The sequence below is a fragment of the Paenibacillus sp. FW104-T2 genome (assembly GCF_058789975.1).
In genome coordinates this window covers 620,553-633,247 of the sequence record NZ_JBYTCE010000001.1, presented here as the reverse complement: position 1 = coordinate 633,247, position 12,695 = coordinate 620,553, and the positions used below count along the sequence as shown (strand labels likewise).

The following is a 12,695-nucleotide window of genomic DNA, read 5'->3' as shown; positions in this document are numbered from 1 at the left end:
GTTACACTCAAAAGGTTCGTTTGCAAGTAATAACACCTTAGGTCTATATTTTTTCATATCTGTTATTTTTTCCTTTCTTACATCAACTCAGTTTTTTTAATCTATAATTTACTCATATCTTTTATATCGGTAATTGGGTTTAAAATAGAGAGAATTTTAGAGATATTACCCTCATTAAAATACTTCCATATTTTCACACCTATATTTCTATGTCTTTAAAACCGATAAAACTATATAGAAACCACTTTTCAATAAGAAAGGGACCCAACATGAACGGAAATAAAATTAAAATCACACTTTTTCACCTGTCTTCATCAGGTTCAAATAACTTTCACCTTTATAACAACATCTACCAAGAACTATGTGACAAATATGACATTGAGCTGTTATCTCGGGAACAAATGCTTTACAACCGTCATCTGGATGAGAGTGATGTTTATATTACAACCCATGGTGAATACTCTTCCAATTACGACAAAGTTCAAATTGATCTCTGGCATGGTTTTCCTCTTAAAGGCATGGCCAAAATGGATAAACAAGAGAAAACTCCAGATAGTAACATCCATGCGCATTGGTCCAAAGTGGATATGATCATGTCCTACTCTGCACTATATAACACTGCAATGAATGCTTGTAATGGAGCGAATGTTGCTCAATATCGTATTACCGGTGCACCAAGAAATGATGCATTATTCTCAAGTGAAAGTAGAGATAATCTCAAGAAGATATTTCCTAACATCACGAAGAAGGACAAATTAATTTTCTTTATGCCAACATTCCGTAAATCAGTTATCACCCCTGAGAAAATAGAAGGTTCCAAGGATTTTCAAAATTTATTTGGTTTATCCGAGTATGATCAAGTTCAGCTTCAGCATTTCCTTGAGGAACATAATCTGAAATTAATACTTAAACTACATCCTTTTGAAGAACAATATTTCCAAAAAGAATTATCTGATATTCGCTCAAATTATATTCTTACCTTGAATGATCAGGATCTAACTAATCACAACATGGACCTGTACAACATTCTTGGGGCAGGTGATATGCTGGTCACAGATTATTCCTCAGTATACATTGACTTTCTGCTGTTGAATCGTCCTGTTATTTTTACACCTATTGATCTTGAAGAGTACAGAGAAAATCGCGGATTACTGTTTGAGCCATACGATTTTTGGACACCTGGGCCTAAAGTCTTCACTCAAACTGCACTCCAGGATGCTATTAAACGTTACATTGCCGACGAGACATTCTATGCCAAAGAAAGAAATACTTTACTCCATCTGTTCCATTTCCATCAAGATGATCAATCCTCCAATAGAGTATGGAGACAAATCGATCAATACATTGAGAACAACCTTGAAATCATTTATAAGAGAAGAACTAACTATCAAGAACACAAAGAACTCCAGCGGAAGATCAAACAAACTATCCAACAAATGATTGAGAACGGCCACCTTGCACAGGCTAATGAAGCTATACAACAATATCTGGTTGATAACTCAGCGGATCCTGATATTTTTGCCATGAATGGCATGTTACATTTAATGAACGGCGACAGCCAAGAAGCCATTCAGTCCTTTCTGAGAGGACATCAGCATTTTCCTTGGGATGAGGATCTGTTATATAACCTGGGCTATGTATATGAAAGTTTAGGCGACATCCAATTAGCTATATCCTATTACCAAAAATCTCTACGTCAGAGCCAGAAACCCGATTTGAATGAAATGATTAAGAAAAAAATTGAAGCTTTCACTACTTCGACGTAAGGAGGGTTACGTTTGAAAAGAGTAATCACTTATGGGACGTTCGATTTACTCCACTATGGTCATATTCTTTTACTTCAGCGCGCCAAAGAGCTTGGTGATTATCTTATCGTGGCTTTATCTACTGATCAGTTCAATCGGTTAAAGGGGAAGGATGCTTACTTCACATATGAAGAACGCAAAATGATGCTTGAAGCAATTAAATACGTAGACTTGGTTATACCTGAGGAGAATTGGGAGCAAAAACAAACAGATATTAAACATTGGAAAGTAGATACGTTCGTTATGGGTGATGATTGGAAAGGCAAATTTGATGATTTATCTATTCATTGCAATGTAATTTACTTATCACGAACTCCGGATATATCCACCACTTCAATTAAAAGCTCCTTACAGGCTATACCTCAGTAATTTCACAATTTAACAAAAACGAATGATGACAAGCTCGCTCTTAACAAGACTTGTTACCATTCGTTTTTTTGTTTATACTGTATGCTTTACAAACTTGATTTCATTATTGAAAAACTCTTCAACAAATGAGATCTCTTTAAAATCAGGAAAACGATTGTTGAAATCGTTGACTACTTTCATTTTTTCCTCGTTCGGAGCTAGACTAATTAATGTTTTGTAGATATGTCTTTTTCCAGATTCATCTTCAAGAGCAGCATTAAAAAATTCATAAGCATCATCTCTGTAATTCTGATTTGCATGATAGTATCCGAGGTTTTCCAAGCTCATACCATTCAATTCATTTCGAGTTAGCAGCGCCGAATAATAATTCAAAGCTAATTCCACACGATTCACATCATAAAAGTAGTTTGCTAATCTGTTAATTACATCGCTATCATTGACCCCATTGACCAATTGATCAAAAATTTCAAATTCTTGCATAAGGAAAAGCTGCCTTGCAATAGCAAAGAATATATCGGTTTCAATAACTGTATCATTACTAACCTCATTCTGACCAAAGACACCCAGGATTACCTTAGAAGCTGATGATAACTTGTTGTTATCAAGCTTTCTAGAAAGCTTTTCAAGTAAAGAGTAGTCCTTCCATACAAGAGTCCCAATGATCACTTGAAGCCATACTAATTCTTCATCTTCAGTTATCACAGTGATATCGTTTAGCAAAGCATGCATCCGTGCAGAGTCATTATTAATTACTGATAGCTTTAATTGATCGGCAAGACTCAGTCCCACATCTATAGACACTAATTTCTTATAATGACTTACCAATCCCTTATTCCCTAAAACCAACGAGACTTTGAACAAAAGGAGATACTCTCCTTCTATCGGGGAAACGTAAATCTTCTCAAAAAAGCGGATAACTGACTCTTCGTCTTCATTTTGTAATAACCATTCCATCATTTTGACCAAATGTCCTGGATTTTTATTATTCTTATTGAGCTGTTTAGACATCCAGTATATTGCATTTTTGTTGTCATTAAGTCGGAAATATAGCCCAATCAATTGTTGTACTGGTGAATCAAAACTGTACATCGGATCAATCAACCAGATATCCTGATTTTTTTGCGCTCTTTTTTCAGCTACGTCAATAGCTTTAAGGTATTGTAGCTCTGCATCTTGAAAGAAACCCAGAGTTTCATAATGAATGCCTTTAACTGTGTAATACTCTGGATATTGATTATAACGAATTAAATGCTTCTCTGTAAGTTCCCATGAACGGTTGAGTTGATCTTGACTGTAGTACAAGCTAACAAGCCCCATCAAACAATGAGGATACCACGCTTCATTCCGGTCTACATCACTCATGGCTTTTTCATAGCATTCAATTGCCTTAAGTGCATCCTTCGCATAACGGTACTGATTACCCAGTGTATACCAATCATATGAAGTAAGCTCCTGATCCGCCATCATTTGCTCAAAAATCCCCATGTTCCGCTCATGTTTGTTTTTTTCTAAAATCCGACTTATTTGATAACCTGTATGATAAATATTAAGGTTGATTGCTTTATAATATAAATCACCTTGCAATCCTCTAGTTAACTGTTCGTGAATTGGGCGTTCGAACATAATCCCCATGTTATTCGGGAAAAGTCTCGTTACAGGTGCAGTGGTAATTTCGTCATCATATTCTTTTTCACCAGTAAAGTTTATGACTGGAAGAGTATAGGCCAAATGTGGAAGTCGTTCCTCTTTATGCAGGAAATCTCTCCAGTCCTGATGATCTTCTGCAGCTATATATTCATCAGCGTCTAGAACTAGTATCCATTGTCCAGTAGCATGAATTATTGATTCATTACGAGCCTTCGAAAAATCATTGCACCACTTAAAATCATATATTTTATCGGTATATTTCTTTGCAATTTCTTTTGTTTTATCTGTCGACCCTGTATCCACAATGATAATCTCATCGGCGAGGTCTTGTACACTACTAAGACAACGCTCTAGTACCCTTTCCTCGTCTTTGACAATCATGCAAATACTCAACAGCTTCATCTTTACCCAACCTTCATTCAGTTTTTCGTATCAAAAAACAAGCTATCGGGTGCATAATGTGCACTGTAAGCATTCTTCTGCACCCGAATGGATCCTTGTTTATTCAACCAATTAGAAGCCTCATTTTTAAGGCTCAACATTTTATTTATTATAATATGATCATAGTCCATAAGCTGCTTGATCTTAATTTTATCAGATTCATTAAATTCGGTATGATTTGACATCATTGTTTTAACCAGTGATTCTCTCTGATCTGCAAATGCAGCCAAATCCTCATATCCAATGTCGTCAATCTGATCAATAATATGCAAAGTCAGATCGAATAACTGAGTGACATATTCTTCTGCTACCTGCATCAGTTAGCCGTTCCATTTACGCTTTTACTAGCGACTTCCCAGGCTTCCCTGAGTTCAGTTAGATAGGAAAGAGCTTCTTTGGCTGGTTTAACATCTTTTTTGAGATTGGCTTGAATTAGGCAGTGGATCATATACTCATATACCGAATACAACGTTTTGGCAACCGGATAATCATAGTTGAGTGCAGCTATTAATTCATGAATAACTGCCTGACCTTTACAAAGGTTGGTATTTGTTTTCTCAAAATTCGACTCTTCTATAGCAGCAATGCCCGATTTCACAAAACGAATTGCACCATCATACAACATTAGTAATAACTGCGCCGGAGATGTCTGAACTTGATTTTGTTGATATTTCTGAAGAGGTGAATTAATCACTCTGTTTTCACTCCTTATTACATAAATTAGCCTAACATGCCAGAAAGACTGGAAGAGGTGCTGTTATATTTATTCATTGCTGTTTCCATGGCAGTGAATTGCTTATAATATTGATTCTCAATTCGAGTTAACCGAGCTTGCAGATCCGTAATTCTTCTCTCATAAGCAGTTAATTGATTTCCGATTTGACTTTGTGGTTGAAATGCAGTTGACAAATCGCTGCTTATTTTGGATGTTCCCGCCTTCTCAGCCAGGCTATCTAGTGCCGATAAATTAATCTTTTTGATTCTATTAAATAAACCGTCATTGCTAGTCACACTTTTCGAAGAGCTGTCTACCTGACTAAATAGAGCTGTAACTTGTTCAGGATTCGTTTCAAGAGCTGTACGCAACTTATCTTCATCAAGGTACAATTTACCTTTTTCACTATAGTTTCCAGTAGTAATACCGATATTAGTGATATTAAACTTCGTATCTCCTAAAGCAGATATCATTGCAGTCCGCATATCACTTAATGTCTTGTTAAGAATCGAATCATTCTTTAACAATCCACTTTTCGCTTTACTTTCCCATAATTCAATTTCGCTATCTTTCATGTCTGCTTTTTGCTCGGTAGTCAAAGGTAGATAAGTTCGATATCGTTCTTCATTTGTCTTTTGATTCAATAACGCGGTGGTTTCGTTATAGAAATCTACAAAAGACTTAATTGTATCAATTATTGCATCCGTATTTTGGGTAACCTCGATCTGATTAGTCTGGCCGGTCGGTGTAACACCTGTCAATGATATCTCCACACCGTTTACGGTAAAGCGGTTAGACGATTGTTTTGTTTCCAATCCGTTAATAACTACTGTAGCGTCCTCACCCTTTTTGACCCCAGTAGTTGTGAAACTAGTATTACCTGTAAATAGTTCCCCACTCAGCGCTATCTCTTTATTTCCTGTATCTTTATTCGTTAAAGACAATCCACCCGTTGCAGAGTTATACACCGCCGTCACTCCGGCGTCTTTACTATTATTAATTTTCTTCACAAACGATTCAATCGTATCGTCTGCCGTAAATTCTATTGTCGCATTGCCTATTTTAACGCTCGTCTCTGTCCCAGAATATATATCAGACATTTTGGTACCACCTGCTGTACCTTGGTATATTACATTAGACGACGAAGCCAAGTTCTTGACGCTCACATTCAATACAGAATTGGCAGCAGCTCCCGATGCAGCAGCGGTAAGTACTCCCGTTGCTCCTGTCACCACAGCTTGTTTGGAATCTATATTTTTACTTAAATTTAGATTAGATAACTTTTCGTTGAAGCTCACCAATTTCGTACTAATTGTACGGTAATTATCCCGTTTCCACTCCGCTTGTGTTTTCTGTTGGTTAATTTTATCCAAAGGTGCCCGTTCTGCAGTCATTAATTGTTTAACCATAGCATCAATATCGAGTCCTGAAGCTAAACCACCAATTCTCATTTGATCTCCCCCACTATGCTTTCTTATCGATAATTAATCCACTTAATTCCATGAGACTAGCAGCCACATCAAGTAGCTTTTCTTTCGGTATCTCCCTAATGAGTTCCCCTGTTGCTTTATTTTTAATTTTAACCATGATTGCGTTAGTCTCTTCATGCACAGAGATTTCATACGTCTTCTCAGGCCCTTGCAGAGCTCTTGTAGCTACTTCCAGCTGATCAATAGCTTTCTCTTCCTCACTGGATAAATTCAATCTTTCCTTGGTTATTGTATTATTCTGAATTAACAATTCGGCTGATTCCTCAGATGTTGTTCTTGATGATAATGATCTTAGAGCACCCAGCGTTCCTGAAGTTCCTTGGACTCTATGTTCCACGCGATTCCCTCCCGAACTATTGTGACGATTCAATTGAAGATCTTACTATGTATATCGGACAGAAATCTTCTGAAATGAAGAGATAAAAAAAAGAAGCCTTGAAAACAAGGCCCCTCTAATTTGAAGAATTTGAATATTAACGAAGTACAGACAGAACACCTTGTGGAGCGGAGTTCGCTTGTGCCAGCATCGATTGGGAGGCTTGCAGCAAGATATTGTTTTTGGACAGTTGAACCATTTCTTTAGCCATGTCTGTATCACGGATACGGGACTCAGCTGCAGTCAAGTTCTCAACAGTTGTACCCAAGTTGTTGGAAGTGTACTCCAAGCGGTTTTGAACAGCACCCAGTTTCGCACGTTCTGTGGAAACACTGTTAATAGCTGTTTCAATATCATCAAGAGAAGTACCTGAACCCAACGAGCTGAAATCTGTAGTAGAGATAGATCCAATTGTGATAGATCCTGTTGCTTTATCGTTAACGGTGATTGTAGCACCTTTAGTGATACTGATACCGTTGAACGTTGTTTTAGTCATGATGTTGTCGATTTGAGCACCCAGCTCTTTCAATTCTTCGTTGATATTGTTTGTATCGTTAGAGCTGTAAGTTCCGCTCGATTTTTGTACGTTCAACTCTTTCATACGAGTCAACATGGAGGATACTTCGTTCATTGCACCCTCAGCAGTTTGTACAAACGAGATTCCGTCTTGAGCGTTACGTTGTGCTTGCTCCAAACCACGGATTTGTCCACGCATGGACTCGGAGATGGAGAGACCTGCTGCATCGTCAGCTGCGCGGTTGATACGCAGACCGGAAGACAATTTCTCCATGTTTTTGCTTGCAGCACTTGTGTTAAGAGTCATGTTACGGTGTGTGTTCAATGCTGGTACGTTATGGTTGATAATCATTTGATATTTCCTCCCTGAAATGGTTTAATTCCCACATCCATGTGGTATTAGCGTCTTCACAGGTCGGCCGCCCTGAAGAATTACCGCTCTATAATATATATCGACTACTGGCCAAGAATTGTTAATAGTATTTCAAACTTTTTTTTACTTTTGGATATTCTTATTTATTTGCTCCAATGCTGCTTGAACCGCTGCCAAATCCATCACGGCATTCTGATTGTTTTGCCCAATAGCATCAAATACTTCTTTCCGGTAGATATCAATCTCTTTGGGAGCGGTAATACCTATTTTTACATTATCTCCTTCTACTGATAAGACAGTGACAATGATGTTGTTATCAATGATAACGGATTCCCCTTTTTTTCTAGCCAGCACTAACATCAGAGATCTCCACCCTTCAGATCATTCTCTGCCCAAGGGGCATGTTTAGTAGAATAATGGGTATTCTGTAATATGATTTGCTTGCCGGTATTATTAGATGTATTAAATACAATAGGAGCAAGAAGATTAACTGTGACATTACTAAGGTTACTGTGCCATGTTACAATACATTGAATAAAAACCTGTTCTCTTTTCGTTACATCAATGTCTTCTATGGCCTCTTGTGGGAGCTCAAATTCATAATTGGGGTATAGATCAAAAGGATTAACTGTAATAAATGCCACATCCGTCTGACTGGCTGATTGGAAAAGATTAAACATCTCGTTATGCTTTTTCAAAACAAAGTCTTGATGATGTTCGAATCCAGGTATCCCCTTTGGAAACGTGTAGATTTTCTCTTCACTCTCATTCTGATTAACTTGATCCATTTCCACTTTAAAATCCTCCCTAAATAATGAATAAAGCTACGGACTACTAGTGTCCATAGCTTATCATAGTTTTCAAGTTATGTTTATCTCATAAAATCCATCAATGATGGTTGCATAATCTGAGCAGAAGATTTAAGAGCAGCCTCATAAATGGTTTGAGCAGACGTTGCTTGTATCATTAAACTTGCCATATCTGCATCTTCTGTTTTGGATTGGAGGGATGTTAGATTGAGGTTATAATCGGTTAACCGAGCCTGGACCAATTCAACACGGTTCGTTCTCGCACCCACTTCAGAAATACTAGACTGCATTTTAATTGATCGGGATTCTATTTTATCTGCCTGACTAGCAACACCTTCGTAGTCTCCATTAGTCAGAGCATTAATCAAATCATCCATAATTTTAAATACATTGTCATCCTCAGTTGAAGTACCAAAATATTCAGAACCAGGAGTGTTGATTTGGAAAATAGATTGATCTCCAATCGAATAATTTACAGGTTTATCATCTGTATCAATTTGAGAGTACTGTGTCATCGGTGGAATTAATTCATATGGAGCTTTGTCGTAGTTTTGGCCATTAAAAATATATTTTCCCCGAATCTGACTGTTCCCTATGTTTACCATTTGTTTTTGCAATTCTTCAACTTCAAGTTTAATAGCATCTAGACCAGATTGAGGCACCGTCTCGCTTGCACCTTGGATTGTTAATTCCTTCAACCTTTGCATAACTTCTCCGGATTGTTGCATTGTAGAATCCGTCGCATCCAGCCAACTTACGGCTGCATCCGTGTTGGATTGGTACTGCTCATTCGCAGCCAACTCAGCACGGTAACGGAGTGCATATGTTACACCGACTGGATCATCAGAAGGTTTATTAATTTTGCGACCGCTCGAAATCTGGTTGGACATAGTATCCATTCGGTTTAAGTTGCGGTTCAGGTTGCTCAGCATCTGAGTATTCATCATACCTGAGGTTACGCGAATAGCCATTATCGGTTACTCCTCTCTATGTCTTAGCGACCGACTACACCGGTGCTGTTAATGAGTTTGTTTAGCAGTTCGTCATAGGCAGTCATGAAACGGGCCGCTGCACTATACGCGTGCTGGAATTTGATTAAGTTGCTCATCTCTTCATCCAGAGATACGCCACTTACAGATTGACGATTCAAGTCAACCTGCTCCGTGAGGAGTTGAGCATTTTGTGCTTGTCGTTTAGCCTCTTGGGTCTGGACACCAAGTTGTCCTACAATTCCGCCGAAAAAGTCGTCCACCGTTGTTGGTTTGGACAGTCCTGTACCAAAATCAAATTTTACATCTTTTAATCCAGCCATAGCCAGCGCCAAGCTGTTATTCCCCAGTACTACACTTTCACCTGTACCTGTTCCGGTCGTACGCATCGAAGTTGCGATGTTATTCGGATCATTTTGGATATCCGTACTTAAGGTAATGTTCCCAGCCGTGATCGTTCCTGAACCATCTTTGGTTGTAAAGAAGTCTCCACCAGCTGTTGGTGTATTACCACTAAGCGTATAACCCAGTTTGTGCAGACCATTAATCCCTTGAACTGTCACCTTCAAATCAGATGTTAACGTTCTATTGTTATTGGCATCGGAATACGTCACGTTGTTGAAAACCGTGCCGCTAGGCAATACGGATCCAGCAGGAATGGTAATCTCAATATCCCCGGTTGCGAGCGTGTTCGCCAGCTGATCAATCTGCTTGCGGTAATCTGCTACATATTGATCCCGGGAATGGATCATTCCGTAGACTTCGCCACCCGTTAGCGTACCCGCTTGATAGGCATTCTCCAGAATATCAGCCGTGACAGGAACAACTGCTGCTCCGGTAACTGCTACTTGGCCTGCAATTGTTACCTGGTAGCCGCTATCCAGTTCTGTTATCTGAACGCCAGCAATCTTGGACAACTGGTCTACTGCATAATCACGTTGGTCACGCAAGTCATTGGCATTGTCCCCAAGCTGCTCCACTTTTACAATGTTGTTATTCAGGTCCGCGATGGACTGCAGATATGAGTTGATTTCGGTCGTTTTTAACGAAACATTGTTGGTCAGGTCGTTAGTCAGTGCATCCAATTGGAGACTAATCTGATTCAAACCATCTGTTAGAGCTAACGTTGTTTCCTTAACGATTTTGCGGTTAGTAACATCCTGTGGATCTTGGCTCAGATCGGACCAGGAGTTCCAAAAGTTATTCAGAACGGTTCGAATCCCCGTATCCGAAGGTTCGTTCATGATTGTTTCGAGCTTCTCCAATGTACTGTTCCGAACAGTCCATCCTCCGAGTGATGTATTTTCATTACGAAACTGACCATCCAGAAAAGATTCGCGCACACGCATAATGGAGTTAAACTCAACCCCTGTTCCAAGCTGACCTGGAGATGTCGTGCGATAAAAGGCCACAGCGTCAATCGGATCTGCCGCAGTCATGTTAACGACTTGACGCGAATAACCCGGTGTATTGGCATTGGCAACGTTATGTCCTGTTGTGTTCAAAGCGGCGGTTTGCGTTATTAAACTGCGTTTTGCCGTTTCAATTGAATGGAATGTTGAAGCCATGTTGTTTTTCCCCCATTATTAAGCCCGAGTATCAAAGAGTCCGGAGCGAGCCATACCGTAAGGCTTCTCTGAAGGATTCTGATAAGTGGCCTCTGATTCAGAATGAAATGACATTGTCTCAATAAAGAAGTCGATGTACGATAGTGACTGTTTGATCAGCTGTTGGTTGGCTTCATTCAGAAATTTCACCTTTTGCAGCACATCCGTTAATGAGGTTTGAGCCTGGAGAAGCTTCTTCTTCTCAGCCGCATCAAAAACGAGTCTCATTAGCTCACTAATCGTTAGATTCAGTTTCGACTTGATGCCACGTTCCTCCAGGAACTGATGGACCGCCTGAAGTCTCTGCTGCTCGATCAATTCAATTTTTTTAGCCAATTTGGATTCTTGATTGATCAGAGCGATCAGTGTCTCGACTTTGTTGGCAACAACCGCTTCCTTCTTTTGTTCTCCCAATACCAGCATATCCTCATGTGCGGCTTGCAGCTGTTCAAGTACATCGATTATTGATTCAATTGCCATGTGTCCTCCTATTGATTAGGGAAGTTCTTAAAGTATGGAGCGAGCTTCTCAGCGAGCTTCTGGCTGTCTACTTGATACGTTCCCGAATTTACCTGTTCCTTCAATTCCTGAATGCGCTGCGTACGTGCTGCATCCTGTGTACGACTTTGATCTTCAAGCATCTTCATCGCCTCCGGAGAAATGGATACTTCGTCCTTACGGCGGCTTTTCTTAGCGTCAGCCTGCTGATTGGATTCAATGTTCCTTTGATAGGAATTAATAGCACCAATTCTATTCGGTTCATTGATTTTCATACGAAATACACTTCCTTCACCTTGGGATTTTTACATTATCTTTATCATTGCGAACAATTCGGATAATAAAAAAAACCGATAATCTTTAATAAGTTTATCGGTACATTCCAAAACATTTGTTATAGCAAGAGCTGCATTTAAGCCCTCGTTCCTATGAATCCCGGAGTTTGTCGACAGCATTGTAGGCTCGTCCGCCTATATTGCCATTATCCTTCTGACCTACCTCACGTGCTGCCCCAGCCAAGTCTTTCGTTAAGCGATTACGGCATGAGTCACACATATGCCCTTCACGAATTAGCGTTCCGCATACCTCACAAGGATACATCATATTCGGGGCGTTTTCGATGGAAATCCGTCCCTCCCGGATGAACTTGGTGATCTGCTTAATGGAAATCTCCGTTGCATCAGATAGTTCCTGTATGTTAGTGCCTTTATTCTCCCGTAAATAATCTACGCAAGTCTGATATTCCTGTTCTATTTCCTTAATGCAATTCGAGCATACATCCCGAAAGTTCAATGCATATAACCTGCCACAGCGAGGACAATTACCCAGATTCATCGCTTAAACGCCCCTCTCAAACTTCCTCATTCCGATGGATAATACCTATACATTACCTTATTTTCTCACATCTAGTCCATAGTCTATTTGCGCACCAGGAGGACCAAGAATGCGTACATACGCAAATTTTCAGAAGATATTTTATGGCTATAATTGAATAATTCCTATACTTTCCTCATTGTGAAAAAGATTTTTTTCTTTTATCTCATGATAATCTATTACATCT

The 12,695-nt window shown here is 39.2% G+C and carries 15 protein-coding genes; 2 read left to right on the top strand and 13 right to left on the bottom strand.

Annotation, left to right across the window (positions count from 1 at the left end; all coding sequences use genetic code 11):
• Positions 1-209 precede the first annotated feature (209 nt).
• Both AC3WQ3_RS02760 and tagD read left to right on the top strand, forming a co-directional pair.
• Positions 210-1,766, top strand: a complete 1,557-nt coding sequence (locus AC3WQ3_RS02760) for a CDP-glycerol glycerophosphotransferase family protein (RefSeq protein ID WP_492471397.1) — start codon at positions 210-212, stop codon at positions 1,764-1,766.
• A 12-nt stretch (positions 1,767-1,778) separates the two neighbouring features.
• Positions 1,779-2,174 carry a glycerol-3-phosphate cytidylyltransferase gene (tagD, locus tag AC3WQ3_RS02755; protein ID WP_492471396.1) on the top strand — a complete coding sequence of 132 codons (396 nt, stop codon included), beginning with the start codon at positions 1,779-1,781 and terminating at the stop codon, positions 2,172-2,174.
• Between the two features lie 72 nt (positions 2,175-2,246).
• Here tagD and AC3WQ3_RS02750 read toward each other — a convergent pair whose 3' ends face one another.
• The 13 genes from AC3WQ3_RS02750 to AC3WQ3_RS02690 form a co-directional block, all read right to left on the bottom strand.
• Positions 2,247-4,202: a tetratricopeptide repeat-containing glycosyltransferase family 2 protein gene (locus tag AC3WQ3_RS02750; RefSeq protein WP_492471395.1), complete on the bottom strand. Its 1,956-nt coding sequence runs from the start codon at positions 4,200-4,202 to the stop codon at positions 2,247-2,249.
• A 38-nt stretch (positions 4,203-4,240) separates the two neighbouring features.
• Positions 4,241-4,579, bottom strand: coding sequence for a hypothetical protein (locus AC3WQ3_RS02745; protein WP_492471394.1), 339 nt, complete (start codon positions 4,577-4,579; stop codon positions 4,241-4,243).
• Positions 4,579-4,956 carry a flagellar export chaperone FliS gene (fliS, locus tag AC3WQ3_RS02740; RefSeq protein WP_095359927.1) on the bottom strand — a complete coding sequence of 126 codons (378 nt, stop codon included), beginning with the start codon at positions 4,954-4,956 and terminating at the stop codon, positions 4,579-4,581. The genes AC3WQ3_RS02745 and fliS overlap by 1 nt, the downstream gene beginning before the upstream one ends.
• A gap of 26 nt (positions 4,957-4,982) precedes the next feature.
• Entirely contained in the window at positions 4,983-6,428 is a 1,446-nt protein-coding gene (fliD, locus tag AC3WQ3_RS02735; protein ID WP_492471392.1) for a flagellar filament capping protein FliD, read from the bottom strand.
• A 13-nt stretch (positions 6,429-6,441) separates the two neighbouring features.
• Entirely contained in the window at positions 6,442-6,804 is a 363-nt protein-coding gene (locus AC3WQ3_RS02730) for a flagellar protein FlaG (protein WP_492471391.1), read from the bottom strand.
• Positions 6,805-6,940: 136 nt separating this feature from the next.
• A complete protein-coding gene (locus AC3WQ3_RS02725; protein WP_492471390.1) occupies positions 6,941-7,711 on the bottom strand; it encodes a flagellin N-terminal helical domain-containing protein in 771 nt (256 codons plus the stop codon).
• A 144-nt stretch (positions 7,712-7,855) separates the two neighbouring features.
• Positions 7,856-8,092, bottom strand: coding sequence for a carbon storage regulator CsrA (csrA, locus tag AC3WQ3_RS02720; protein ID WP_492471389.1), 237 nt, complete (start codon positions 8,090-8,092; stop codon positions 7,856-7,858).
• Complete coding sequence (fliW, locus tag AC3WQ3_RS02715; protein ID WP_492471411.1) at positions 8,092-8,520, bottom strand: flagellar assembly protein FliW; 429 nt, start codon at positions 8,518-8,520, stop codon at positions 8,092-8,094. The genes csrA and fliW overlap by 1 nt, the downstream gene beginning before the upstream one ends.
• 83 nt (positions 8,521-8,603) lie before the next feature.
• A complete protein-coding gene (gene flgL / locus AC3WQ3_RS02710; protein ID WP_492471388.1) occupies positions 8,604-9,512 on the bottom strand; it encodes a flagellar hook-associated protein FlgL in 909 nt (302 codons plus the stop codon).
• A gap of 23 nt (positions 9,513-9,535) precedes the next feature.
• Entirely contained in the window at positions 9,536-11,098 is a 1,563-nt protein-coding gene (gene flgK, locus AC3WQ3_RS02705; RefSeq protein ID WP_336782149.1) for a flagellar hook-associated protein FlgK, read from the bottom strand.
• An 18-nt stretch (positions 11,099-11,116) separates the two neighbouring features.
• On the bottom strand, positions 11,117-11,617 hold the full coding sequence (locus tag AC3WQ3_RS02700; RefSeq protein ID WP_127541041.1) for a flagellar protein FlgN: 501 nt from the start codon (positions 11,615-11,617) through the stop codon (positions 11,117-11,119).
• 8 nt (positions 11,618-11,625) lie between these two features.
• Positions 11,626-11,910, bottom strand: a complete 285-nt coding sequence (gene flgM / locus AC3WQ3_RS02695) for a flagellar biosynthesis anti-sigma factor FlgM (RefSeq protein WP_076287615.1) — start codon at positions 11,908-11,910, stop codon at positions 11,626-11,628.
• Positions 11,911-12,061: 151 nt separating this feature from the next.
• Positions 12,062-12,469 (bottom strand): TIGR03826 family flagellar region protein, encoded by a 408-nt coding sequence (locus tag AC3WQ3_RS02690; protein ID WP_095291363.1) that lies wholly within the window; start codon positions 12,467-12,469, stop codon positions 12,062-12,064.
• Positions 12,470-12,695: the final 226 nt, after the last annotated feature.